The organism is Rhizobium sp. IBUN (assembly GCF_000510625.1).
Classification (GTDB): Bacteria; Pseudomonadota; Alphaproteobacteria; order Rhizobiales; family Rhizobiaceae; genus Rhizobium; species Rhizobium altiplani.
Genome location: NZ_AZNV01000007.1, coordinates 135948 through 161537, shown reverse-complemented (window position 1 = coordinate 161537; position 25590 = coordinate 135948). Strand labels below are relative to the sequence as shown.

Annotated in this window: 24 protein-coding genes; 9 read left to right on the top strand and 15 right to left on the bottom strand. The window is 60.5% G+C overall.

The features are described from left to right. Window positions 1-254: 254 nt before the first annotated feature. On the top strand, window positions 255-1526 hold the full coding sequence (locus RHIBUN_RS0109490; RefSeq protein WP_198021140.1) for a sugar MFS transporter: 1272 nt from the start codon (window positions 255-257) through the stop codon (window positions 1524-1526). Window positions 1527-1630: 104 nt separating this feature from the next. Then, window positions 1631-2257 carry a bifunctional nicotinamidase/pyrazinamidase gene (gene pncA, locus RHIBUN_RS0109485; RefSeq protein ID WP_025659394.1) on the top strand — a complete coding sequence of 209 codons (627 nt, stop codon included), beginning with the start codon at window positions 1631-1633 and terminating at the stop codon, window positions 2255-2257. Here pncA and RHIBUN_RS0109480 read toward each other — a convergent pair whose 3' ends face one another. After that, on the bottom strand, window positions 2258-2506 hold the full coding sequence (locus tag RHIBUN_RS0109480; protein ID WP_025659393.1) for a DUF2164 domain-containing protein: 249 nt from the start codon (window positions 2504-2506) through the stop codon (window positions 2258-2260). A 132-nt stretch (window positions 2507-2638) separates the two neighbouring features. On the opposite strand from RHIBUN_RS0109480, the gene RHIBUN_RS0109475 reads away from it, so the two are divergent. After that, a complete protein-coding gene (locus RHIBUN_RS0109475) occupies window positions 2639-3355 on the top strand; it encodes an AzlC family ABC transporter permease (protein WP_018858348.1) in 717 nt (238 codons plus the stop codon). Window positions 3356-3357: 2 nt separating this feature from the next. Then, the gene (locus tag RHIBUN_RS0109470) at window positions 3358-3666 is read left to right on the top strand and encodes an AzlD domain-containing protein (RefSeq protein ID WP_025659392.1); all 309 of its coding nucleotides are present in this window, start codon (window positions 3358-3360) and stop codon (window positions 3664-3666) included. Window positions 3667-3696: 30 nt separating this feature from the next. Here the strand turns inward: RHIBUN_RS0109470 and RHIBUN_RS0109465 are convergent, their stop codons facing one another. Continuing rightward, on the bottom strand, window positions 3697-5532 hold the full coding sequence (locus RHIBUN_RS0109465) for an aminopeptidase P family protein (RefSeq protein ID WP_025659391.1): 1836 nt from the start codon (window positions 5530-5532) through the stop codon (window positions 3697-3699). Window positions 5533-5812: 280 nt separating this feature from the next. Here RHIBUN_RS0109465 and RHIBUN_RS36785 point away from each other — a divergent pair, with 280 nt between their 5' ends. Next, window positions 5813-5986 carry a hypothetical protein gene (locus RHIBUN_RS36785; RefSeq protein ID WP_167354916.1) on the top strand — a complete coding sequence of 58 codons (174 nt, stop codon included), beginning with the start codon at window positions 5813-5815 and terminating at the stop codon, window positions 5984-5986. A gap of 158 nt (window positions 5987-6144) precedes the next feature. Here RHIBUN_RS36785 and RHIBUN_RS0109455 read toward each other — a convergent pair whose 3' ends face one another. The 3 genes from RHIBUN_RS0109455 to RHIBUN_RS0109445 are packed head-to-tail and all read right to left on the bottom strand — an operon-like array spanning window position 6145 to window position 8772. Continuing rightward, window positions 6145-7023: a 50S ribosomal protein L11 methyltransferase gene (locus tag RHIBUN_RS0109455; RefSeq protein WP_025659390.1), complete on the bottom strand. Its 879-nt coding sequence runs from the start codon at window positions 7021-7023 to the stop codon at window positions 6145-6147. 14 nt (window positions 7024-7037) lie between these two features. Then, window positions 7038-8165, bottom strand: coding sequence for an NAD(P)/FAD-dependent oxidoreductase (locus RHIBUN_RS0109450; RefSeq protein WP_025659389.1), 1128 nt, complete (start codon window positions 8163-8165; stop codon window positions 7038-7040). Window positions 8166-8169: 4 nt separating this feature from the next. Further along, window positions 8170-8772 (bottom strand): SCO family protein, encoded by a 603-nt coding sequence (locus tag RHIBUN_RS0109445; protein WP_018858342.1) that lies wholly within the window; start codon window positions 8770-8772, stop codon window positions 8170-8172. A 353-nt stretch (window positions 8773-9125) separates the two neighbouring features. Between RHIBUN_RS0109445 and RHIBUN_RS0109440 the strand changes: the two genes are divergently transcribed. The 3 genes from RHIBUN_RS0109440 (at window position 9126) to RHIBUN_RS0109430 (ending at window position 12170) form a co-directional block, all read left to right on the top strand. Further along, the gene (locus tag RHIBUN_RS0109440) at window positions 9126-11090 is read left to right on the top strand and encodes a methyl-accepting chemotaxis protein (RefSeq protein ID WP_025659388.1); all 1965 of its coding nucleotides are present in this window, start codon (window positions 9126-9128) and stop codon (window positions 11088-11090) included. Between the two features lie 2 nt (window positions 11091-11092). Beyond that, entirely contained in the window at window positions 11093-11560 is a 468-nt protein-coding gene (locus tag RHIBUN_RS0109435) for a chemotaxis protein CheW (RefSeq protein WP_018858340.1), read from the top strand. Between the two features lie 199 nt (window positions 11561-11759). Continuing rightward, window positions 11760-12170: a GFA family protein gene (locus RHIBUN_RS0109430; RefSeq protein WP_018858339.1), complete on the top strand. Its 411-nt coding sequence runs from the start codon at window positions 11760-11762 to the stop codon at window positions 12168-12170. 17 nt (window positions 12171-12187) lie between these two features. Here the strand turns inward: RHIBUN_RS0109430 and RHIBUN_RS0109425 are convergent, their stop codons facing one another. Then, complete coding sequence (locus RHIBUN_RS0109425; protein WP_025659387.1) at window positions 12188-12682, bottom strand: CreA family protein; 495 nt, start codon at window positions 12680-12682, stop codon at window positions 12188-12190. A 63-nt stretch (window positions 12683-12745) separates the two neighbouring features. Next, window positions 12746-13336: a 3'-5' exonuclease gene (locus RHIBUN_RS0109420; RefSeq protein ID WP_025659386.1), complete on the bottom strand. Its 591-nt coding sequence runs from the start codon at window positions 13334-13336 to the stop codon at window positions 12746-12748. Window positions 13337-13595: 259 nt separating this feature from the next. On the opposite strand from RHIBUN_RS0109420, the gene RHIBUN_RS0109415 reads away from it, so the two are divergent. After that, complete coding sequence (locus RHIBUN_RS0109415; protein ID WP_025659385.1) at window positions 13596-14117, top strand: GNAT family N-acetyltransferase; 522 nt, start codon at window positions 13596-13598, stop codon at window positions 14115-14117. Between the two features lie 33 nt (window positions 14118-14150). Here RHIBUN_RS0109415 and ligA read toward each other — a convergent pair whose 3' ends face one another. From ligA to RHIBUN_RS0109375, 8 genes are all read right to left on the bottom strand, one after another. After that, entirely contained in the window at window positions 14151-16316 is a 2166-nt protein-coding gene (ligA, locus tag RHIBUN_RS0109410) for an NAD-dependent DNA ligase LigA (protein ID WP_025659384.1), read from the bottom strand. A 108-nt stretch (window positions 16317-16424) separates the two neighbouring features. After that, window positions 16425-18098, bottom strand: a complete 1674-nt coding sequence (gene recN, locus RHIBUN_RS0109405) for a DNA repair protein RecN (protein WP_025659383.1) — start codon at window positions 18096-18098, stop codon at window positions 16425-16427. A gap of 5 nt (window positions 18099-18103) precedes the next feature. Beyond that, window positions 18104-18973: an outer membrane protein assembly factor BamD gene (locus RHIBUN_RS0109400; RefSeq protein WP_025659382.1), complete on the bottom strand. Its 870-nt coding sequence runs from the start codon at window positions 18971-18973 to the stop codon at window positions 18104-18106. 274 nt (window positions 18974-19247) lie between these two features. Beyond that, a complete protein-coding gene (gene lpxC, locus RHIBUN_RS0109395; protein WP_018858332.1) occupies window positions 19248-20204 on the bottom strand; it encodes a UDP-3-O-acyl-N-acetylglucosamine deacetylase in 957 nt (318 codons plus the stop codon). A 288-nt stretch (window positions 20205-20492) separates the two neighbouring features. Next, the gene (ftsZ, locus tag RHIBUN_RS0109390) at window positions 20493-22217 is read right to left on the bottom strand and encodes a cell division protein FtsZ (protein ID WP_025659381.1); all 1725 of its coding nucleotides are present in this window, start codon (window positions 22215-22217) and stop codon (window positions 20493-20495) included. Window positions 22218-22273: 56 nt separating this feature from the next. Next, window positions 22274-23605: a cell division protein FtsA gene (gene ftsA / locus RHIBUN_RS0109385; RefSeq protein ID WP_018858330.1), complete on the bottom strand. Its 1332-nt coding sequence runs from the start codon at window positions 23603-23605 to the stop codon at window positions 22274-22276. Continuing rightward, window positions 23602-24534, bottom strand: coding sequence for a cell division protein FtsQ/DivIB (locus RHIBUN_RS0109380; RefSeq protein ID WP_025659380.1), 933 nt, complete (start codon window positions 24532-24534; stop codon window positions 23602-23604). The genes ftsA and RHIBUN_RS0109380 overlap by 4 nt, the downstream gene beginning before the upstream one ends. After that, window positions 24522-25448: a D-alanine--D-alanine ligase gene (locus RHIBUN_RS0109375; RefSeq protein WP_018858328.1), complete on the bottom strand. Its 927-nt coding sequence runs from the start codon at window positions 25446-25448 to the stop codon at window positions 24522-24524. Before RHIBUN_RS0109375 ends, RHIBUN_RS0109380 begins: the two co-directional genes overlap by 13 nt. Between the last annotated feature and the right edge of the window lie 142 nt (window positions 25449-25590).

Below are 25590 nucleotides of genomic sequence, written 5' to 3'. Positions count from 1 at the left end.
CACGGTACTGGACACGCCGGCGCAAGAACCGCCCGCGTCAGCACATGTTCGCAGGGGCGAACCACCCGCCGCAACGCACAATAAAAATCGTTTGAATACTACCAATTTGGTTTCAAATGGATATATGAGCCTTGTGGCTTGCTGCATGCCTCCTCCCAAGCGCCTTGCCGAGCCACCGCCGGCCCGCCGTTTCGACGGCTTCAAGAGAAAATTTCCGGCGCAACAAGAACAAGAGGTACAAGACTGTGGCTGGTATCATCACCAACAGTGCCGCGACGACGCGCCCGGCATCGGCTTCCCCGGCAGCGAGCTATCAATTTGCCCTCGTGGCCCTGACATCGTTGTTTTTCATGTGGGGTTTCATCACCTGCCTGAACGACATTCTCATTCCGCACCTGAAGAACGTCTTCCAGCTGAATTACACGCAATCGATGCTGATCCAGCTCTGCTTCTTCGGCGCATACTTCATCGTCTCCCTGCCCGCCGGCGCGCTCGTCAAGCGCATCAGCTACAAGTGGGGGATCGTGACGGGCCTGATCATTTCCGCCATCGGTTGCGCGCTCTTCATTCCGGCCGCAAGCTACCGTGTCTATGCACTCTTCCTCGGCGCCCTCTTCGTGCTGGCAACTGGGATCACCGTGCTTCAGGTCGCGGCAAACCCGTATGTCACGGTCCTCGGTCCACCCGACACTGCCGCAAGCCGCCTGACCTTGACACAGGCCTTCAACTCCCTCGGCACGACACTTGCCCCGATGTTCGGCGCAGTCCTGATCCTGTCTGCGACAGCGGCCGCCGTCGCGGGTGCCACTCCGGAACAACTCGACGCCGTCAGGCTTGCCGAAGCGAGCGCTGTGGAGTTCCCCTATATGCTGCTGGCTGTCGCCTTCCTGTTACTCGCCGCGCTCTTTGCAGCCCTCAAGCTCCCCCAGGTTGAAGGTGCGGAAGATATTGAGCCGATCACCGGCGGCGGCTCGGCCTGGCAGTATCGCCATCTCGTGCTCGGCGCAGTCGGCATCTTCCTCTATGTCGGCGCGGAGGTCAGCATCGGCAGCTTCCTGGTCAACTTCATGAGCCAGCCGGATATCGCAGGCTTTTCGGAAGCCGAGGCCGCCCATCATGTATCCTACTTCTGGGGCGGCGCGATGATCGGCCGGTTCATTGGTGCTATCGTGATGCGCTACGTCGATGACGGCAAGGCCTTGGCCTTCAATGCAGCCGCGGTCATCCTGTTGCTGTTACTCACCGTCTTCTCGGGCGGTCACGTCGCCATGTGGTCGGTCCTCGCAATCGGCCTCTTCAACTCGATCATGTTCCCAACGATCTTCAGTCTCGCACTGTACGGCCTTGGAAAATACACGAGCCAAGGCTCTGGAATCCTTTGCCTGGCAATCGTCGGCGGCGCCTTGCTGCCGCTTTTGCAAGGCGCCCTTGCCGACACGATCGGCATACATCTCGCCTTCCTGATGCCGGTTCTGTGCTATGCTTACATTGCCTTTTATGGGCTGAAGGGGCACCGGCCGACCTGACCATTTCAAGGCCCGCTTCGCCGCCCATGCGGCGAAGCGTTTCGGCGCTTGCGCCGTCCCTCGGCCCTTGGCATGTTGCAGTGCAAATCGAGGGAGTCGCACCGATGAAAGCCTTGCTTCTAGTCGATATTCAGAATGGCTTTTGCCCGGGCGGCAACCTGCCGGTGCCGGATGGCGACCAAGTGGTTCCCATCGCAAACCGCCTGATCGAGAGCGGCAAGTATGACCTGATCGTCGCCTCCCAGGACTGGCATCCTGCCGGCCATGGAAGCTTTGCCTCATCTCATCCCGGCAAGCAGCCGTTCGAATTAGGGACGCTCTCCGGCAAGCCGCAGATGATGTGGCCGGACCATTGCGTTCAAGGAACGGTGGACGCTGAACTGCATCCCGACCTCAAGACGGGCGAGATCGATCTCATCCTCCAGAAAGGCGAGAATCGCGGTGTCGACAGCTACTCGGCATTCCGCGACAACGATCAGGACGCCCTCACCGGGCTCGCCGACTTTCTCGAGGGGCAGGATGTCACGGAACTCGACGTTTGCGGTCTCGCAACCGACTATTGCGTGAAGTTCTCCGTCCTCGATGCGACCGAAATGATGCCCGGAGTGCGGGTTCGCTTTGTCGAGGATGCCAGCCGTGGGATCACGCCCGAAGGTGTTGCGATCGCGGTCAAGGAAATGCGCGAGCACGGCATCGACATCGTCACCAGCGGACAAATTTTGGAAGGCTGATCACTCCGTCGCAGTCCGCTGCAACTGATAGACGTCCTCGGAAAAGTCATCCATGCGTCTGGCAAGCGCGACTTGCGCATCCTCGAGCCCCTTCTTGTAGTAAGCGGCGCCAACTTCCTTCGCGAAAAACTCGAGAACAAACTCCGCTTTCAGGAGGCCGATCGGCTGGTCCAACTCCCTGTTGAAATAGTGCTGGATCCGCGCAATGAGTTCGGCCTTTTCCTCTTTCGATAGTTCGATCCCGGTCATCGTTGGTCCTCGAGAGGCAATCAGTCGCGTGTGCATCGTTCAGCGAAATCGATCGGTCAATCAAGGAAATTTGCTTGCGGCGGATACCGCCCGTCCTTAGACGGGGACAAAATTCCAGAAGGATTATCGCCTATGAGTCGCGCTGATTTTTTCGACGGCTTGCGCGGTGGCTCAGCCATTGCGATGGCCTCGGCCCCGTTCGGGGCATTGTTTGGAGCGCTCGCAGTCGATAACGGCATGTCGCTCGCGGAAGTGACCTTCATGAGCGCCACGGTCTATGCCGGCGCGAGCCAGATGGTCGGCCTCGAACTGTTTGGCCATAACGTCCAGGCGTGGCTGATCGTCGCCTCCATCCTGGCCGTCAACTTTCGCCATGTCCTCTATTCGGCGGCCATCGCCCCTTACATCAAGCACTTCTCGCCGCTCCAGAAATTCTTCACCTTTTTCCTGCTGGTCGATCCGCAGTTTGCCGAAACGCTGAAGCGCGGCGAAGCAGGCAAGCCGGTCACCTTTGTCTGGTACCTCGGGTTCGGCATCATCATCTACATCCCCTGGGTCCTGGTAAGCCTGCTCGGCGGGCTCCTCGGCAACTACATCGGCGACCCGAAGTTGATCGGTCTCGACATCCTGCTGCCGGCCTATTTCCTCGGAATCGTCCTGGATTTCCGCCATCGCGACAACTTTCTGCCGGTCGCCGCAGTCAGTGCGGTCGCCTCCGTTGTCGCCTATCACTATGTGGGCTCGCCTTGGCACGTCAGCCTGGGTGCCGCTGCGGGCATCATCCTTGCCGCCCTGTTCCCGCCGCCGCCCCACGAGCAGGAACTCGAATCCGATCTGCACGAGGTATGACGATGGCCTTCGATCTTCATATGGCACTCGTGATCGTCGCCGCGGCGGTTGCAACCTACGCAACCCGCATCGGCGGCTATATCCTCATCACCACGATGAAGCGCATTCCGCCACGCATGGAGGCGGCACTTGCTGCGGTCCCAGCTGCAGTCTTGACGACGCTTGTCGCGCCGGCCTTCTTCATCGGCGGCTGGGATTCGAAGCTGGCCCTGCTCGTCGCACTCGTCGTTGGCCTGCGGGCCTCGCACACCTGGATGCTGATTGTCGCCTGGCTCTTTGTTCTGGGCTGGCGTCACACGATCGGCATGTGACGCCGTCGGCGGCGAGCAAGGCCGCCTGGCTCAATATTCCAGCGGCAAGGTCGCGTTCTCCAGCCACGCCTTGACGTCGTGGTCGTGGATCAGCGGCATCAGCGCCTCCCGCGTGCGCTCATGATAATTGTTCAGCCAATGCAACTCGTCATGGTTCAGAAGTTCTGGAATGACGAGGCTGCGATCGATCGGGCAGAAGGTCAGCGTCTCGAATCCGAGCATTGGCGTGTCGCCGCCATCGATTGCCTCTGCCTCGCGGACATAGATCAGGTTCTCGATGCGGATGCCGAAAGCGCCAGGACGGTAGTAGCCGGGCTCGTTCGAGAGGATCATCCCCGGCAGTAATTCCTGCGTTGATAACCTGGCGATGCGCTGCGGACCTTCATGCACCGAAAGGTAGGACCCGACACCGTGGCCGGTGCCATGGGCGAAATCGGCCCCCGCCCGCCAGAGCGCGATGCGGGCCAGCGGATCGAGATCGCAGCCGCGCGTGCCTTTCGGAAAACGCGCGGTGCTGATCTGGATCATGCCCTTCAGCACCAGCGTGAAGAAGCGCTTGTGCTCCTCGGTGACCGAACCGATCCCGACGGTGCGGGTAATGTCCGTCGTGCCGTTGATGTACTGGGCGCCGGAGTCGATCAGGAAAAGCTCTCCGGCTTCCAGCTTGCGGTTCGTTTCCGTCGTGACGCGATAGTGCATGATCGCCGCGTGCTCGCCGGCTCCGGAAATCGTATCGAACGAAATGTCCTTCAGCGGGTTCTGCATGCTCTGCCCGACACGGGCGCGCGCTGCTTCCAGCTTCTCCGCCACGTCGATCTCCGTCACGGTCCCGGGCTTGATCTGCGACAGCCAGTAGAGAAACTCGACCATCGCTGCGCCATCCTGCAGATGCGCGGCCGCGGAACCGTTAATCTCGACGTTGTTCTTCACCGCTCGCGGAAGCTTTGCGGGATCGTTCCCTTCCACGACCTCGCCACCTCCCTTGCGAATGATCTCCGCCAGGGCATACGAGGTGAGGTCCGGATCCACGAGGACGCGACCACCGTCCTTTGCGACAGCCGACAGTTTCTTTTCGAGCTCCGACGGCGGAAGCTGCATGCACATCTGAGCGAGATAGGCTTCGGGTTCGATACCGGTCTTGCGCTTGTCGAGGAAGACGTCCGCCTTGCCGTCGGCATAGATGATCGCCCGCGCCAGCGGGTGCGGCGTGTGCGGCACATCGGCACCGCGGATATTGAAGATCCAGGCGACCGAAGACGGATCCGCGATCAGCGCCGCCTTGAGGTTCTTCTTTGCAAGATCGGCCGCGACCGTTGCGATCTTGTCGGTTGCGAGCACGCCCGCCTGGACGATGTTCTGGATTGTCACCTGCCCCAACGGCTCCTGCGGCCGGTCGCTCCAGAGCTTGTCCAGAGGATTGTGAGGCAGGACAACGAGCGAACCGCCAATTTCGGCAAGCGCCTTTTCAAGTCGCCGCACCTCCGCGCCGGAGTGCAGCCAGGGATCGATGCCAAGACGCAAGCCCTTGGAGCCATTCCTTGCAAGCCAGGCATGAGGCGGCTCGTTCACAAGGTCACCACCGGTGAAGACCGCGTTGTCGACTTGCTCGGCAAGTTGCGTCACGTAGCGCCCGTCCACGAAGACAATCGCCTCCGAACGCGTCACCAGCGCGACCCCCGCCGAGCCCGTGAAACCCGTCAGCCACGACAAGCGTTCCGAGCAAGCGGGCACGTATTCGCCGTTGAACTCGTCGGCGCGCGGCACCAGAAAGGCGTCGATGCCAAGCGCATCAAAGCTTGCGCGCAAGGCCGAAACGCGATCGCGGCCGAATTGTGGCGTCGAGGTGACTTCGAAAGACTGGAACATGCTCAATAACCCGTTTTTTTGGACGATCCCCTCAGCGAAGAGATTCGGCTATGTTATCGGAATTTCAGGAGAATACGAGAAATTGCGACGCGATACCTGAGTGAGAGCCGCGCAATAATTCGGCGGAAATGAGGCGCCGATTCGCAAACTGGCACGCTTTATGCATTCTCTGCATGGCTCCCATGAATGAAACCCTCTCCCTCAGCTTTTCTAAATCGCTATATAGGCGCCATCAGAAGGGTTCGAGACGAACCTGAAACGAAACAAAAGGAATTTGGATATGACTGCCCCTCTGTCGCGCTTCGCTTACAGCAGCCCGGTGCAGGCTGGCGAGCGCCAGACTGTGCGTCACATCATCGGCTCGCGCCGTCCGCTGCATGAGGACACCCTCAAGCTGCTCGGCGCCGGCCAAAGGGTTACGCGCCATCAGGTCGCAACCAGCTACGCGTTCTGAGCAACTCGCCGCTCCCTTCTCCTCCTCCCTCACGGGATCGGCGATCAGAACAGTAGAAGCCCGCTCGAGCGCTCCTCCTCCTTCGAGCTCGCGGGCACTGACCGGGAAACTGGTCTCAAGGCGGTGCCATTGGCACCGCCTTTTCTTTTGCCTTCATCTCAAGGGCGGTCGAGATGGATCGTCACCCAACCCTTTCGCCAGATCGTGCGGACATGCCGCAGGTGCGCACCATTATAGGCGGCAAGCACCTTCCAGCGTTGGGCGGCCAGAATGCCGGAGAGGATGACCGAGCCCCCCGGCGCCAGGTGGTTGACGAGCTGCGGCGCCATCTTGATCAGCGGTCGCGCGAGGATGTTGGCGATGATGAGATCGAAGGGACCATGTGTGGAAAAGGCCGTCGAGTGAAAACCCGGCGCTGTTGCCGTCGAGATACCGGACGCAATCCCGTTGCTTCTGATGTTCTCGGCCGCGACCCGAGTTGCGAGCGGGTCGATATCGGTGGCGAGAACGGGAATGTTACGCAGCTTCCTCACGGCAATCGCCAGAACGCCGCTGCCGGTTCCAAGGTCGAGCGCATTCCGCACGGAGCGGGAACGAAGAACGCGATCGATCGTCTCCAGGCAGCCGGCCGTCGTGCCGTGGTGACCGGTACCGAACGCCTGGCCCGCATCGATCTCGATCGCAATGTCGCCGGGCCGCACCTTGTCGCGGTCGTGCGAGCCATGGACGAGGAACCGCCCTGCCCGAACCGGCTTCAGCCCCTCGAGTGACCTGGCGACCCAATCGACGTCAGGGATCACCTCGCGTTCGACCTTTGCGTCGGGAAAGCTCGTCTTCAGAGCGTCCTCGACACGCGCGCGAACCTGCGCCTCGTCTTCACGCATCATGTAGACGGAGGCTTCCCAAATGTCCTTCTTCTCGTCGATTTCAGTCGTCGCGATCGCGAAGTCTTCTTCGCCGAAGACCTCGGACAGCAGGTCCAGAATCTCACCGGCCCGCACTTCGGTCGTCGTCACATAAAGGCGTATTTCACTCACAATCACTCTTTCTTTTATAGGGCACCATCGATCCAGGGCGGCGACTGCGTATCATATCCGGAAACACCGTGAAGCAATTTTTGTCGGAATGCAGGTATCCGCAAAAGCACCGGGACGGCAAGATTGCGGATCGCGATTGCCATCGGATGTTTCATTGTGATCAGCGATGTCAATTGATGGGTCTGCTTCAGCACCGTCGTCACCGCAGGCATCCTGAGCACCGCATACTCCTGCTCCCGCCCCTCCGAGATCAGCCAGGCCAACCAGCATGCGTCTTCGATGCCGAGGTTCATCCCCCGCGCCCCGGCAGGCGAATGGATGTGCGCAGCATCCCCGGCAAGGAAAACGTTGCCCTTAGCCATTACCTCGGCACGGCGAAAGTGAATGCGAAAATCGGACGCCCAGACCCGTTCAGCAATGGGCGCGGGATGCTCGATGCGGCTCTCGAAATCGGGAAGCGTCGAAATGTAGCGGAGAACATCGCGCGTCACAGGCAAGCGCCCGATCATGCCGGGATCGAACAGGCTGATCTCGGCATAGCTGGGATCGACCGGTCCGGCGTAGCGAAAATCCGCCAGGTAAAAGCTGCTCTCCAGCACCTGCCCGGGGAAACCGAGGCCGAGGGCTTCTCGCACCGTTGAATGGGACCCGTCGGCCGCGATCACGATATCGAAATCCGCGGTTTCGACCGAGCCATCCAGCTTCTTTAGCGTCACCTTCGTTTCCGAAAGATCGCCGGAAACCGCCTCCACGACGGTTTGCCACTCCGGAACGATCTCATAGTCGGAAAGCTTGCCGAGCAGCAGCCGCTCGGTATGCCCTTGCGCCAGCGCGTGGATGGCACTGTAGGGACCGGGAACCTCCGTGGTGTCGATGTCGGCAAGGACCTTGCCTTTGGCGGCGATCCGGAAGTGCTGGATCTGCTGCGCTTCTTGCAGGATCGTGTCCGTCACACGCGAAGGTGAAAGCAGCGTCAGCGTTCTGGCATTGATGCCGAGAGCACGGCTTTCCGTTAGGGGCACCGGTCCGGCGTCGCTATCGACGATGCGCGGGAGGTGGCCGCGGCGGGCGAGTTCAAGAGCAGCAGTCAGACCAGTCGCACCGGCTCCGGCGATCAAGATGCTGCGATGCCCTGACGCCATGCCGTCATCCCTTGCTGACGAGGTTCTCCAGTTTCTTTACAGCCGTATCGGGATTTTCGCCATAGGCGATAGTACCTGAGAACCGCCCTTCCGAATCGAGCAGGAAGACAGAAGCCGTGTGATCCATCGTGTAGTCGCCGTTCGGATTGCTTTCGTCCACCGGAACCTTCTTGGCGTAGACGCGATAACCCTTGATGACATCTGCAATCTTGTCGGGCGCGCCTGATATACCGACGATGCGCTTGGACACGTTGGAAACGTATTCGTTCATCACCTCAGGCGTGTCGCGCTCCGGATCGACGGTCACGAAGTAGGCCTGCAGCTTCTTGCCATCCGGATCGACCTTCTCCAGCCAACCGTTCATCTCAAAGAGCGTTGTCGGGCAGACCTCCGGACAATGGGTGAAGCCAAAGAAGAGCGCCGTCGGCTTGCCCCGGAACGCCTGCTCGGTGATCGGCTTGCCGTCCTGGGCAACGAGCGTGAACGGCACGCCGAACGGCCCCTCGGAAACGGCCTCCTTCGTCTTGGTGACATTAAGCGTCAGCCAGCCGAGAATGCCGGCCATCAGCAGCACCGCAACCCACACCGCAATGCGGACAGTCTTCATCGATCGAACCTCAAAGATCGGGATTATTCCCGTTTGTCGGGTGATATCGCCTCCTGCTTCGGGGCGCAATTCAACATCACGTTTCCCAGTGGCGACCGATTGCCCCACCAGCACACGGAAAAGGCGAAATCAGTTTCACAAAAACCAAAATCTTCAAACACTTAGCAGATAAAACAAAGACGGTTGCAATCTTTGAGGGTTAGCAAATACTTAAAAGTACATATCTATATTTAGGAATGGATAGAACATTCTACGTTCTCGTGACATGAGGTCCACCCGGCATTTCAATCCCCGGCTATCCGCGTGAGCGCAAGACGCACACCGCGTTTCATCGCGGAGGGGGATGATCATCAATGACTGATATGAAAGTGCGCAAGAACCTCTCCGTAGGCCAACGGCTGGGGACACTTGCCGGCGCGGCGTTCATTGGCTTCGGCTCGATGCTTGCAGTTGGCTGGTATCAAAATTCGAGCGCCGACGCGGCTTTGAGACAAGCCAACGAAATCCAGGCCAGCGTCGACCAGATTAACGAGATGCGCGCCGCAAACCTCACCCTCATTCTTGCCGCCATGGACACCATCGTTGACCGTGGCGATCGCGCCGTGATGCCCGAACGCCTGAAGCTGATGAACGAGGCGATCGGCGAGCTGCAGAGCAGCTCCAAGGAGATGCACCGCCTGGGCGAAGAGCTGAACGCCGGAAGTCTACTGTCCACGTATGACGCAGACGTGGCGTCTCTGGGGAAAAGTGTCGTCGGAGACTTGAAATCTGCTGTCGAAGCCGGCGCGCCGGACAGTGAATTTGACAAACTGGACGACGCCATCGACGGTGGCGGCGACAAGGTGGGTGCGACGCTGGACAAGCTCGCACGCGAAGGCGGCGAATTGGCCAAGGCGCGGATCGACGAGGCGAACGCAATCTCGGAGCGGGCGATACTGATCCAGCTGGCACTTGGCATCGTCGCCATCCTGACAATGGGCACCCTGCAACACATTCATGGCGGTTCCATCCGTCGCGGTATCGAGGGTGTGCGAAAAAGCATGCAGGGCATCATGCGCGGCGATCTCAATAGCCTTGTCCCCGCCACTGACCGGGGCGATGAGATCGGCGACATGGCACGCGCAGCGGAGAGCTTCCGGCTTGCCGCAATCGAGAAGCAGGAATTGCAGGCGCGTAGCGACAGCGAACGCCAGCAGAGCGACGCCGAGCGCCGCAGCCGTGAAGCAGCGAAGCTCGCGGACGCCGAAGCGCTCAACGATGCAGTCCATGCGTTGGGCGACGGCCTTACGCGGCTCGCGGGCGGCGACGTGACAGTCACCATCAATCAGCCGTTCACGGCAGAGCTTGAGCGCTTGCGCACCGACTTCAATCACACCACGGCGACGCTCCGCCAGACAATGGCCGGGATCGCCCAAAACGGGACTTCCATCCAGGCAAACAGCCAGCAGATGCGCTCGGCAGCAGACGACCTCGCCAAGCGTACGGAACAGCAGGCGGCCTCGCTGGAGGAAACCTCCGCGGCGCTCGACCAGATCACCGCAACGGTTCGCAACGCCACCAACCGTGCCGAGGAAGTCGGCCACATGGTTACCCACACCCGGCAGAATACCGCGAAATCAGATGTGGTCGTGACCGACGCCATGGCCGCGATGGAGCGAATCGCGACCGCCTCGCGCGAGATCGGAACAATCATCAACGTCATCGATGAGATCGCCTTCCAAACCAACCTCCTCGCCCTCAACGCGGGCGTCGAAGCTGCTCGCGCCGGCGAAGCCGGCAAGGGCTTTGCTGTCGTAGCACAGGAAGTACGCGAACTCGCCGGCCGCGCGGCCGGTGCCGCCAAGGATATCAAGGCCTTGATCGGAAAATCCGGCGCCGAGGTGAAGGCCGGCGGCGAACTCGTAACGGCGGCCGGCGAAGCCCTGCGCCAGATCGGCGAAGATGTTTTGCGCATCGACGAGCATGTTAAATCAATCGTAACCTCTGCACGCGAACAATCTACCGGACTGAACGAAATCAATACGGCCATCAGCCAGATGGACCAGGTCACGCAGAAAAACGCGGCCATGGTGGAAGAAACGAACGCAGCAAGTCACGCGCTCGCCACCGATGCCGACAGCCTGATCCACCTGATCCAGACGTTCAAGATCGGCGAAGGCATGAATGCCCGTTCCACGCCGCGGGAAGCCACCGCAGTCTCGCATCCGAAACCATCTCCCGCACGAAGCCTTATCGGCAAGGTCGCGGGCGCATTCAGCGGCGGCGCAACCGCCAGAGCCATGGCCGCACCGGCCGGAGACAACTGGGAAGAATTCTGATCATGAACAATACCGTCATCAACCAGACCGGCTCGCATCTCGAGATCGTTTCCTTCCATCTCGGCGAGCAGGAATTCTGCATCGACATCATGGCGATCCGCGAAATCCGCGGTTGGGCGCCCGTCACGCCGATGCCGCACACGCCGCCCTACGTCCTCGGTCTCATCAACCTTCGTGGCGCGGTGATCCCGGTCATCGACATGGCCTGCCGCCTCGGCATGAAGATGACCGAGCCATCGGAGCGCTCCGCCATTATCGTCACCGACATTGCCGGCAAGCTCGTCGGCCTGCTGGTCGAGCAGGTCTCCGACATGATGACCATCAAGAGCGAAGACTTGCAGCCGGCACCGGAGATCATCCCGGAAGCCCAGCGCGCCTTCTGCCGCGGCATCGTCGCCCTGGAAAAGACCATGGTCTGCTTCCTGAACCTCGACACCGTAATCGCCGACGAATTGGCACAGGCGGCTTGACGCGACCAGCGCAGCATAACCGCGAAGAAATTTTCGAACCGCTCGCATCCAACCGTTGCGAGCTGTTTTTTCTGTACGGTCATTGTTAGGGCCGCATTGCAGGCTATCTCCTCATCGCATTGTCCGACGTGGCTTCGAGTGAACGAAGTGCGCGAACGGGCGTTCGAATGGTTGTCAGAAGAACAACGGGGTACGCAGAATGCGCGAGGCGAAAACCCGTCACACCGGAGGATGCGGCTGCGGTGCGGTCCGATACAGAATTGACGAGGCGCCGCTGGCGAGCGGCATCTGCCACTGCCAGACATGCCGAAAGGTCGCTTCGGCTCCTACGCTTCCGTTCGTCACCTTTCCCGTGCGAACGCTGGTATACGAACAGGGCGCCCCTCGGGCATTTGCCTCCTCGAGAGGCGTTGTCCGGACATTTTGCGGCTCATGCGGTTCCCCGATCGGCTATCAGAACGATGCCGACCCGGACCTGATCGACATCATGACAGTCAGCCTCGACGACCCGGATGAGTACCATCCGACCTTTCACGTCTGGACGTCTGAAAAGGTGTCCTGGGATGTGATCTGCGACGAGCTGCCGGCACATCCCAAGAGCCGCGCCTAGCGCGTCGAGGCGTGTTGCTATTGCGGCTTGCCGTTCTTCCACGTGACATTCTGGCCGTATAGCGGGATGGTCGAAATCGCCATCTTCGCCGAGCCATCAGTCAGTTCGCGGGAGTGGGCGAGATAGACCAGCGTGTCGTTCTTCTTGTCGTAGATCCGGTTGACGACCAGCTTCTTCCAGATCAGCGACATGCCCGTCTTGAACACCTCGTCGCCGCCCTCCGACAGATTGATGTCGCCAATCTCGATCGGCCCCGTCTGCCGGCAGGAGATGGAGTTGTTCGAGGGGTCTTCGAACCAGTTGCCGTTCTTCACGCGATCGATAACGCTGCGGTCGAAATAAGTGACGTGGCAAGTCACGCCCTTCACCTGCGGGTCGGCCACCGCATCGATGATGATGTCGTTGCCAATCCAGTCGACCCCGACCTTGCCGACGACGTCGGCTGAGGCAGCGCCGGCACTAAGGCCGATGAGTGAAGCAGCGGCAAGCGTGATGTAACTCTTTCTGGACATGACGGTTCCCTGATTGCATCCGCATCTTAGGTAAGCGCGCCTGATGCCTTTACAAGGAAGTGTTCACGCCTTCCTGCAGGTGCAGGCCTCATACCCGGTCGACGTCAGCCTGCCAGGCTTCATGCCTATCAGAGCGGGAATGGCGTTCACGGCAGCCGCCCCGACAGCCCTTGCCATCGCGATCGCCGCATGCGCGCAAACGGCGGCGTCCTCGGCGGCATTGTGATGCGCAAAACGCAGGCCGAGATGCTCGGCGATCATGTTGAGCCGGTGCGAGAGGAAATGCGGCCAGATCCGCTGGGCCATCTTCAGGCTGCAGAGATAGGTCAGCTCCGGATAGGACTGCCGATAGAGATCGAGGCTCGCGCGCCAGACGCTGAAATCGAAAGCCGCATTGTGCGCAATCATTGTCGCACCTCGGAAGTCGTCGTGGAATTCGTCCATCACTTCCGGAAACGCCTGCGCGTCCTCGACATGCTCAGGCCGGATGCCGTGAATGGCGATGTTCATTCCGGAGAACCGCATCTCCTTCGGCCGGATCAGACGCTCCTCGACGCGGGTAACCTTGCCGTCCTCAATCCATGCCAGTCCCACCGAACAGGCGCTGCCGCGTTGTTCGTTGGCGGTTTCGAAGTCAATGGCGATGGTTTTCAACGAGGTTTCCGATTCGATAGCATGGATCTGGCATAACCTCCCCACCCTCTCCGCGCAAATCCGGCTGTTGACATCCGCAAGCGGATTGCGAAATCATGGCGCATGACCGGATTGATGACCATTGTACTTACGCGGACGACCACCCTTGCAGGGTTGGCGGGAGCGATGGTGCGTTAGAAGCAGTCCGTCATCCCCTAAACCCTGCCGAGGCGAGCAGGGTTCGGGAACCGGCTCTCCTCAAACTGAGAAGGAGAGTTGCATGCAGAAGAATCCAAACCCCAGAGAAATACCTGCCGGACTGTCGATCCGAGCCATCAGTCCGTCCGACACCGAGGCATTGACGGCGCTGGTCAATCTGCCGGGCTTCCGCGCCGGTACCTTGCGTCCACCCTACCAGCGCATTGAAGAGACCCGCCGCCATGTCGAAAACAGCAATCCGGATGCAATGCGTCTGGTCGCAACTATCGACGAGCAGATCGTCGGCGACATCGGCATGACCCGTTACCACGGCCGCCGCAATCACGTCGCCTGCATCGGCATGGGCGTGCATGACGACTTTACCGGTCGCGGCATCGGCAGCGCGATGCTCGCGGCCGTCATCGATGCCGCCGACAACTGGCTGAACATCATGCGCCTGGAGTTGACTGTTTACACAGACAACGACGCCGCCATCGCCCTTTACAGGAAGTTCGGTTTCGAAGAGGAAGGCATACTCCGTGCTTTCGCCTTCCGCGCCGGCAGCTACGTCGATGCTTACGCGATGGCGCGCATCAAGCGGTAGAGGAACGCTCCGAGGTCGGTGGCAGCCGATCCCTCATCCGCTGATCAGGGCCAGCCACTCGTCCTCGTCCATCGTCTGGACACCGAGTTCACGTGCCTTGTCGAGCTTCGAGCCGGCGCCTGGTCCGGCAACCACGATGTCGGTTTGCTTTGACACCGAGCCTGCGACCTTGGCGCCGAGGCTTTCAGCCCGCGCCTTGGCTTCGTCGCGCGTGAACTTCTCCAGCGAACCGGTGAAGACCACAGTCTTGCCGGCGACTGGGCTGTCTGCAGCAGCAACCTTCTCTGCAGGCAAGGGCGTCCCGTCATTCAGTTCGGCGAGCAGTCGCGAGATCACCTCGACATTGCGTGGTTCCTTGTAGAATTCGACGATCGCGCGCGCGACGATCTCACCGATGCCTTCGATGGCGTTGAGGTCGTTCCAGGGATCGCCCGAGAGCGGCGCGGCAGCTTTCATCGCTGCTTCGAAGTCGGCATAGGTGCCGTAGGAGCGTGCCAGAAGCTTGGCTGTCGTCTCGCCGACGTGCCGGATGCCGAGCGCGTAAATGAACCGGTGCAGCGCGATGCTCCGCCGCTCGTTGATCGCCGTATAGAGCTTTCCGACGCTGACCTTGCCGAAACCTTCGATATTTTCAAGCTTTGTCAGCGAGCCGGCCTGCCGCTTCTCAAGCGTGAAAATATCTGGCGCGGTACGGATCTGCAGCGCCGGATCGTCGCTCTCGAAGAAGAAGTCGACCTGCTTCGATCCCAGGCCCTCGATATCGAAGGCATTGCGCGAAACAAAGTGCTTCAGATGCTCGGTGGCCTGCGCACGGCAAATGAAGCCACCGGTGCAGCGCGTTACGGAGTCGAGCTTGCCTGTCTTTTCGTTCTTCTCCCGCACCGCATGGCTGCTGCAGACCGGGCATTTTTGCGGGAATTCATAGCGGGCGGCATCAGCGGGGCGCTTCTCCATGACAACATCGAGCACCTGCGGGATAACGTCTCCGGCCCGCTGCACGATGACCGTGTCACCGATCCGAATGTCGTGCCCGACGTCGCGGATGCGTTCGCCCGAGTTCCCGATGCCTTCGATGTAATCGGCGTTATGCAGGGTCGCATTGGTTACGACGACGCCGCCGACCGTAATTGGCGTCAGCCGTGCAACTGGCGTCAGGGCGCCGGTGCGACCCACCTGGATATCGATGTTCTCGACAGTCGTGAAAGCCTGCTCGGCCGGGAACTTATGTGCCGTCGCCCAGCGCGGACTGCGGGAGCGGAATCCGAGCCGTTGCTGCAGATCCAGGCTGTCGACCTTGTAGACGACACCGTCGATATCATAGTCCAGGTCCGGTCGCTTCAGGCCGATATCTTCGTAGTGGGCTAAAATATCGGCGACGGAATTTAGCCGCTTCATCAGGGGATTGACCGGAAAGCCCCAGCTCTTGAACACCTCGACCATACCAAACTGTGTGTCGGAGGGCATGTCGGATATCTCACCCCAGGCATAGGCGAAGAACTTCAATTTGCGGCTCGCGGTCACTTTGGCGTCGAGCTGCCGCAGCGATCCGGCTGCCGTGTTGCGCGGATTGACGTAGGTCTGCTTCCCCTCGGCTTCCATCTGCTTGTTGAGCGCCAGGAAGTCGCTCTTGGCCATGTAGACCTCGCCGCGCACCTCGACGACTGCTGGTGCCCCCGCCGGCAGCGTCTGGGGAATTTCCTTGATCGTGCGGATGTTGGCCGTGACGTTTTCGCCGGTCGTGCCGTCGCCGCGCGTTGCAGCGCTCACCATCCTGCCGTTCTCATAGCGAATCGACATAGAGAGGCCGTCGATCTTCGGCTCCGCGGTAAAGGCAATCGACTGGTCCGGCAGACGGCCGAGGAAGCGATAGACACTCGCCACGAAGTCCTGCACATCCTCCTGCGAGAACGTGTTGTCGAGCGATAGCATCGGCCGTGCATGCACAACGGGCGCGAACGTTACCGAAGGCGCGATACCGACACGCCGCGACGGACTGTCCTCGCGAATGAGTTCCGGAAAGCGCGCCTCGATCGCGTCGTTGCGACGCTTCAGTGCATCATATTCGGCATCGGAAATCGCCGGGCGATCCTCGCCGTGATAAAGCTCGTCGTTGCGGGCGATCTCCTTGGCGAGCCGCTCAAGCTCGGCGGCGGCATCTTCGATCGTCAGGGCATCAACGGCTATGGCTTGGGTCGACATACGGCTCTCGCTCCACGGAATCTGGAGTCGGTTTTAGAGCAAAATGAATGGATTGAAAGAGAGCGAGAGGTCCTCGTTCGCCCTCTCCCCAATTCGGTGATTAGGAAATCAGCCGTTCCCGGCCAGCAGCCGGGCCGCTGCCGCCCTCGCCTCTTCCGTCACCGAGGCACCCGCCAGCATGCGTGCGATTTCTTCCGTCCGGTCGCCAGGCGCCATCGTCGCGACGCGAGTCGCGATCTTCTCCGAGCCTTCGGCGGCCGGTCCCTTCGAAATCAGCAGGTGCGTCGCCGCACGCGCGGCGACCTGCGGCGCATGTGTGACCGACAGCACCTGCACCCGGTCGGAGAGCCGCTTCAGCCGCTGACCGATCGCATCCGCAACCGCACCACCGACGCCGGTATCGATTTCGTCGAAGACGAGCGTCGGCGCAGAACCGCGATCGGCAAGCGCAACCTTCAGAGCGAGCAGGAAGCGCGAAAGCTCGCCGCCGGAAGCTACCTTCATGATCGAACCAGGACGTGTGCCCGGGTTGGTCTGAACGTGGAACTCCACCAGGTCGATACCCTCCGAGGTCGCGTCATCAGGATTGGTGGTAATCTCCACCATGAAGCGCGCGCGCTCAAGCTTCAGCGCCGGCAGTTCCGCCATGACGGCAGCAGCCAAGGCGTCTCCGGCATGATGACGCTTGTCGGAAAGCGTGCGCGCCGCTGCGTCGTAGTTTGCCTTGCCAACACCGACCTCGGCTTCAAGCTTGGCAAGCTTTTCCTCGCCGGCATCGACGTCGGCAAGATCGCTGATCATGCGAACCGCCAGCGCTGGCAGTTCGGTCACCGGAACGGAGTATTTGCGGGAGGCAGCGCGCAAGGCAAACAGGCGTTCCTCTACACGCTCCAGCTCCTTCGGATCGTATTCCGTCTTCCTCAGCGCAGCCTCGACTTCCATCTGCGCATTGGAGAGCTGGTCCAGAGCGGCATCCAGAAGCGCCACCGTATCTTCCAGCAAGCCCGGCGCCTCGTGGCTCTTGCGCTCCAGCCTGCGCACCAGCGAGGCGATATGTGGCACGGGGGAAGCATTGCCGTTGAGGAATTCGGAAGCCTCGGCGATATCGCCGGCGATCCGCTCGGCCTTCATCATCTTCTGGCGACGATCGGCGAGCTCGTCCTCTTCTCCGTCTTGCGGTGAAAGCTTCTCGAGCTCCTCTACGGAAGCGCGGAGGTAGTCGGCCTCACGAGCAGCATTCGCCACCTTTTCGCGCTGCTTCTTGAGCGTCCGCTCGGTATCGCGCCAGATGCGGTACAGATTGGAGACTCCGGCAGCATCTTCGTTCACGCCTGCGAAAGCGTCGAGCAGGATCCGGTGCGCATGCGCATCGACCAAGGCACGATCGTCGTGCTGGCCATGGATCTCGACCAGCATCTGCCCGACCTGGCGCATGAGCTGAACGCTGAGCGGCTGGTCGTTGACGTAAGCCTTGGTACGGCCATCAGCGTTCTGGACACGGCGAAAGATAAGATCGCCGTCATCATCGATGCCGTTTTCGCGCAGCAGCTTCCGGGCGCTGTGGTCCGCGCCGACGTCGAACACAGCCGTAACCTGCCCCTTGTCCTCGCCGTGGCGAACAAGACCGCCATCTCCGCGCCCGCCAAGCGCGAGCGACAGGCTATCGAGCAGGATGGATTTGCCAGCGCCGGTCTCCCCGGTCAGCACCGAGAGGCCGGTCTCGAAGGCGAGATCCAGCCGCTCGATCAGGACGATATCGCGGATCGAAAGCTGGATCAGCATTGGCCTCAGGTACCGAGCAGGAGTTTCTTGCCTGCGGCAGCAATCCACGAACCGGGGTTTTCACGCGGCTCGGTGCCACCACTCTTCAGCAGCTTGAAGGAGTCCGCATACCACTGACTGTCAGGATAGTTGTGGCCGAGAACCGCGGCTGCCGTCTGTGCTTCCTCAACGATGCCCATTGCGTAATAGGCTTCGACAAGGCGCGCAAGCGCTTCTTCGATCTGGTTGGTATTCGGATATTTCTCGACAACCGTGCGGAAGCGTGAGATCGCCGCCAGGTATTCCTTGCGCTCCATGTAGTAACGGCCGACCTGCATTTCCTTGCCTGCCATCTGGTCGCGTGCGAAGCGGATTTTCGCCTGCGCGTCGTCGACGTATTCCGAATCCGGATAGTTGTCGATGACGGCCTGCATGGCCTCGACGGTCTTGGCGGCCGCGCGCTGGTCCTGCGTGACGTCCACGATCTGCTTCGAATAGGTCAGACCGATCAGATACTGCACGTAGGGAGCGTCCTTCGACTTCGGATACTGCGCCATATAGCGGTTGCCCGAAGCGAGAGCGTCGTCCAGACGGCCCTGGCGATACTTGACGAAGGTGCTCATCACGAGCGCCTTTCGCGCCCATTCTGAGAACGGGTTTTCGCGGTCGATTGCGTCGAACTTGCGCGCCGCCTCGGCCATGTTGCCGGCCTTCATGTTGGCGAGGCCCTGGGTATAGAGGACATCCGGCGGATCGTTCTCGAGGCCGAGCTTGGTGATATCGATATCGGGGTCCGACTGGCATCCGGAAATTAAGGCACCTGCGCTCAGCACCAAGAGCGATGCGAACAAAGCGCGCGCTGTCTTCATCATACTATCAGACCCTGCATAACCCATCGGAATATCCCAACGCCGCCATCCCTCAACGGCAGCCACGCCTTGCTGGCGTTTCTAGCCACAAATGTGGAGCCAGAGCAACGCAATGATGATGCATTAACGCATTTTTGTGGCGATGCAGGCGATAAACGCCGGTTTTACACTGCGAATGCTGCATCTCGTGCTACTAAGCATCTGCGGCAGCACATCTATCGGGGAATCATCGTCAGCCTGCTCCCCATAAAGAAACCGCCTCCCGAAGGAGGCGGCCCTGGCCTAATAAATGCGATGGAGGTCATGCCGACCAGGGAGCAAATTCCGGCGCGTTGACCCGGATGAAATCCCGAGCCGCAACACGCTGGCGCGGCGCAGAGGTCTCGACCACTTCATAGGCGGTCGGGTCGCTGAGCAACGCCTTGAGAGCATTAGCATTCATCTTGTGACCGCCGCGGTAGGACCGATAGCAGCCGATGAAAGGAGCACCGGCGAGCGCCAAGTCGCCAACCGCATCGAGTGCCTTGTGGCGCACGAACTCGTCCTTGGCGTAGCGCAGGCCTTCGACGTTGATAACGGTATTGTCGTCCGATATGACGACCGAATTCTCAAGCGACGAACCAAGCGCGTGGCCGGAGGCCCAAAGACGCTCGACATCGCGCATGAAGCCGAAGGTACGGGCACGCGACAGCTCGGACTTGAACGTCGCAGCCGTCATGTCGCCTTCCCACTTCTGTCGGCCGATCAGCGGGCAGTCGAAATCGATCTCAACCTCAAAGCGCATGCCGTCATAGGGACGGAACTCGCTCCACGAACCACCATGCTCGATGCGAACCGGCTTGGTGACGCGGATGTAGCGACGCTTGACGCCAAGCGATACCAGGCCAACCTGTTCGATCGCCTCGATAAAGGGCATCGAGCTGCCATCCATGATGGGCATTTCGGAACCGTGAACTTCGATCAGGACGTTGTCGAGACCAAGCGCGTAGACAGCGGCCATGACATGCTCGATCGTCGCGACCGAGCGCGCCGGCGAGAAACCAAGAACGGTGCAGAGATCTGTATTGCCGACCTGAGAAGACACGGCACGATATTCGGAAACCTCACCGTTGTCGTGCATGCGATTGAAGACAACGCCTGTGTCAGCTTCTGCCGGGTTGAAGGTAATCGAAACGTCAGCACCGGAATGAACGCCGATGCCCGAGAGCGTAATCGGGCGCGATACTGTCGTCTGAAAACCCAACATGCCAATAACCATAAATTTTTGCCTTTATTATCCCTGGTGATCCGCATCGGCTAACATGCCGAACCATCCGCCAGGGGTCATTTCACTCCGTCTGAGCCCCGCGATAAAGCGCAAGAAGACGGTTCCTTGAGCACATACATACGTGCGCCCGGGTTCCAATCCAAATCACTGTTTCTTTCGCATTGTTACGAAAGCATGCCTTTGAAATAACAACGCAATTCGTGCCGAATTCAGAGCTTTGAAACGGCAATGCCCGGGAGCGTACTCCCGGGCATCCTTGTGGCGATTCTGTCCCTTGCCTCAGTTCGACTGGCGGCGCAGGAACGCAGGAATTTCAAGCTGATCGTCTTCCTGCATCATGCGAGCTTGCGGAACGCTTCGGCCCTGATCGTCGAGATTTCCGCGACGCGGCGCATAGAGGCTGGCTTCCGGAGAAAGCTGTCGGCGCTGCTGCGATGCCGCAGCCGGAGCCGAGGTCATCTCTGGCGCAACTTCCTCTTCGCGGCGACCAAGTGAGTTGGTGATCCGCTTCAGGAGCCCCATCGGGCCACGCTCTTCGTGGGCGTGAGACGGAGCGGCCGGCTGCGAGCGACGGTCGATCTCGGCCTGCACGACCGGCGGAAAGTCTTCCACCTTCGGCATGCGAACGGCCTGCTGGGCGGCCATCGGCTGCTGCATGACCGGAGCCGGCTGGCTCATGACAGGCTGCGGAGCCGGCTGGCTGATAACAGGCGCGTGAACGGGAGCCTGCTGAACCGGGGCTGGGCGAATGACGGGAGCGGCTTCCGGAGCAGCGAAGATCTTGCTCTGTGGGCGGAAGGTCTCCTGCATTGCCGGCTGCTGCACCGGAGCTGCAGCACGCGGAGCGTGGATCTCGAGCTCGCGCTCCATCTCGGCCTCGGCCATGCGGATTGCCTGTGCAACCGAGTCGACCGGCTTGGGTGCCTGCTGCATGACAGGTGCAGGCTGAACAGCGGCCGGAGCCGAAGCAACGGCCGCGGAAGGACGCACGATCGGCTTGGCTGCCGGCTGGAAGGTCTTTCCTGCCGCGGCATTGATCGCACGATCGATACCGGTAGCAACAACGGAAACGCGGATGATGCCTTCGAGCGACTCGTCGAACGTCGCGCCGAGGATGATGTTTGCGTCCGGATCGACTTCCTCGCGGATGCGGGTCGCAGCTTCGTCGACTTCGAAGAGGGTCAGGTCGCGACCGCCGGTGATCGAGATCAGCAGGCCCTGCGCGCCCTTCATCGACGTTTCGTCGAGCAGTGGGTTGGCGATTGCAGCTTCGGCAGCCTGCATCGCGCGGCCCTGGCCGGATGCTTCGCCGGTGCCCATCATCGCGCGGCCCATTTCGCGCATGACCGAACGGACGTCGGCGAAGTCGAGGTTGATGAGACCTTCCTTCACCATCAGGTCGGTGATGCAGGCAACGCCGGAGTAGAGTACCTGGTCAGCCATCGCGAAAGCGTCGGCAAAGGTCGTCTTGTCGTTGGCAATGCGGAAGAGGTTCTGGTTCGGAATGACGATCAGCGTGTCGACCGACTTTTGCAGCTCTTCGATTCCGGCTTCGGCCAGACGCATGCGGCGACCGCCCTCGAAGTGGAAAGGCTTGGTAACGACGCCGACCGTGAGGATGCCCTTGTTTCGAGCCGCCTGAGCGACAACAGGAGCAGCGCCGGTGCCGGTGCCGCCGCCCATGCCGGCGGTGACGAAGCACATGTGCGTACCGTTCAGGTGATCGATGATTTCATCGATGCACTCTTCGGCTGCGGCACGGCCGACTTCCGGCTGCGAACCAGCACCGAGACCTTCAGTGACGTTGGCGCCGAGCTGGATGATGCGCTCCGCCTTGGTCATCGTCAGGGCCTGAGCATCCGTGTTGGCAACGACGAAGTCGACGCCCTGGAGGCCAGCGGAGATCATGTTGTTGACAGCGTTGCCGCCGCCGCCGCCAACACCGAACACGGTGATACGCGGCTTAAGCTCAGTGATATCCGGCTTTTGCAGCTTGATAGTCATGTTACCGTTCCTTCTCTTTATGGCCGCATCGCCACGCCGGCCAATTCACTCAATTGTCAGAAGCTTTCTTTCAACCACTGCCCCATGCGGGCAAAGCGGCTGGTATTTCCCCCAAGCGACATGAGCAGACCGCTCTGTGACGCATGTGTTTCCTGGTCCGCGACCTGCGGATAGATCATCAGACCGACGGCCGTCGAAAAGGCTGGGCCCTTCGCTGCAGTCGGCAGGCCCGAGACGCCCATCGGACGACCGATTCTGACGTTGCGGGCAAGAATGCGACGCGCAACTTCGGCAAGGCCGGTCAGCTGGCTCGCACCACCCGTCAGCACGACGCGCTTGCCGACGATCGGGCTGAAGCCCGAGCGCTGGATGCGGTCGCGGATCAATTCCATGGTTTCCTCGATACGGGCGCTGACAATGCGCGATACCAAAGCGCGCGGCACTTGCGTCGGCAGGTCGCGTTCGTCTTCGCCGATCGGCGGGATCGAGATCAACTCGCGCTCGTCCGAGGAGTTCGGCATTGCGGAAGCATGAACGACCTTGAGGCGCTCGGCATCTTCGATACGGGTCGAAAGGCCGCGGGCGAGGTCCGTAGTGACGTGATGGCCGCCGAGGCTAACGGCATCCGTGTGCACGAGCTTACCTTCTGCAAAGACCGAAATCGTCGTCGTTCCGCCCCCCATATCGATCGCCGCGCAACCCAGCTCGACTTCATCGTCGACGAGAGCTGCCAGACCGGAAGCATACGGCGTCGCAACGATTCCCTCAACCGAGAGGTGAGCGCGATTGACGCTGAGCTCGAGATTTTTAAGCGCGGTACGCTCAGCGGTGACGACGTGCATGTCGACGCCGAGAACGTCACCGTACATCGACAAGGGATCTCGGATACCGCGTTCGCCGTCGAGCGAGAAGCCGGTTGCCAGCGAATGCAGCACGGCACGATCCTGGCGCAGCGACTGCTGGCAGGCTGCCGACAGAACCTTCTTGAGGTCGTTCAGTTCGACTTCCTGGCCACCGAGATCGATGGTTGCGGTGTAGATGTCGCTCGTCAGACGACCGGCCGTGACGTTAACGATCAGGCTTTCGACCGTCAGGCCGGCCATGCGCTCGGCGGCATCGACAGCAAGGCGAATCACGCTTTCCAGCGCATCGAGGTCGGAAATCGCGCCGGTCTTGATGCCGCGCGAACGCTGGTGGCCAATCCCAATGATTTCAATGTTGTGCGTGCGGCCGGGCAGCACCTGGCTTTCCTCGCGAGGCGTCAGGCGGCCGATCATGCAGACGACCTTCGTCGATCCGATGTCGAGCACCGAAACGACGTGGGACCGCTTCGACGAAAGCGGCTTCAGGCGCGGCAATCCGAAATGGGACGAACCGAACAAGCTCATATATTTTGCCCCGCCTTCTTCAAATCCTTGGTCCGCTGATCAAGCACAAGTTGCCGGCGCGCCATGGCTTCCGGCGTCAACTGAATTGCCGTGCGGTCGGTGAGCCTGAGATCGACCGCAGCGATGTCGCGCTCCAGAAGGTCCTGCTCCTTCATGAACTTCGACAGCCGCGCCAGAGCCAGATCGACATCGTCTTCCGGCAACTTCACCGCAACGCCGTTGTCCATGTGCAGATCCCAGCGGCGACCCGACACCCAGACGTAGGCCTTTACCCGCGCCCTGATCTCCGGCCACTTCGCAAATTCGGTTTCGAGCGAGGTTGCGGCAACTTCAGCACCGCGACCAACCACCAGCGGCAACTGCGAAAACTTGTTGTCACGCAGCGGAGCGATGACCGAGCCACCCTTCTCCACGAGAGAGAGCTCCTGGCCATGCTGCCAGATGGCGTAAGCCTGGCGCTCCGTGAGCTTTACCTCGACCGTCTTCGGATAGACCTTGCGAACTTCGACATTCTCGACCCAGGGAAGCTTCGCGATCTTCTGACGCGCAGCATCGACATCGAGCGCCACGAGCGAGGTCGTACCGTCCAGCCCCAACAACTGCAGGATCTCGATTTCGGAGGTCTCGGAATTGCCGGACACCTTCACGTCATCAATCGCAAAGCCTGCAGCCGTCGTCGTCGCCTGCGCAACCGCTTCGGTGTGACCACCGAGCGACATGCCGTAGAGACCCGTCGCCGCAAAGAATGCCAACGCGGATACCGTCCCAACGTGAGCCGGAATATGGATGCGGCCACTTCCGAGGCTGACAAGAAAGCGCACAACGCGACGCAGCGGGCGCGGCAGAACCAACCGACCATCACCCTCGGGAAACGAGAGCTCCGCCTGATGACTTGGGCGCCCTATTCTTTTGACCGTCACCGAGAACAAGAAGCGTCCTCCACCATCCAACGGAGAAATTCACCAAACGTGTAGCCGGCATGACCGGCCATTTCGGGCACCAGGGAGGTTGGAGTCATGCCTGGCTGAGTATTGATTTCCAGCCAGATGATTTCACCATCTTCGGAGAAGCGATCGTCGTAACGAAAGTCGGAGCGACTCACGCCACGGCAACCAATTGCTTGATGCGCCCTTAACGCCAATGATTGTATTTTTTGGTAAATATTCGGTGAAATTTCCGCCGGAATGACGTGTTTCGATCCACCTGCCACGTACTTGGCATCGTAGTCGTAGAAGCCATGCCCGACCGGCACGATTTCGGTGACGCCGAGCACCTGATCGCCCATCACACCGCAGGTCAGCTCTCGACCGTAGATGTAGCGCTCGACAAGAACCTGCTCGCCATAGCGCCATTCCGGAGAGCTGATGATTTGCGGAGGATGGGATTGATCTTCCTGAACGATCACTACGCCGAAGCTGGAACCCTCGCGCACAGGCTTCACGACGTAGGGAGGCTTCATCGGGTGCTCCGCCGGAAAGGCGAATCGATTGATCACCTCGGATTGAGCAACCGGAATGCCGACAGCGGCTGCAACGCCTTTGGCCTTCTCCTTGTCCATGGCGAGCGCTGATGCAAGCACCCCGGAGTGCGTATAGGGAATCTCGAGATATTCCAGGACGCCCTGGATCGTGCCATCCTCGCCATAGGGGCCATGCAGCGCATTGAAGACGACATCGGGCCGCAAGGCAGCAAGCTTGGCAGACACATCGCGATCGACGTCAATCCGCGTCACCTGGAAGCCCTCAGCCTCGAGAGCGTCCGCGCACGCCGTCCCGGAGGAAAGGCTTACCGGCCTCTCCGAGGAAAACCCGCCCATCAGGACAGCGACATGCTTGCGACTCATCAACACCCCCAAAAATAACCTGCACTCTGAATTTCGACGCTTGCACCAAGCTTGTTTCCGTCCGAATCTCGCTCGGTGACGCAGGTGTATTAGAGCCTGATTATGGTTAATGAAGTGTTTACTTTCGTTAATTTTTGCCTCG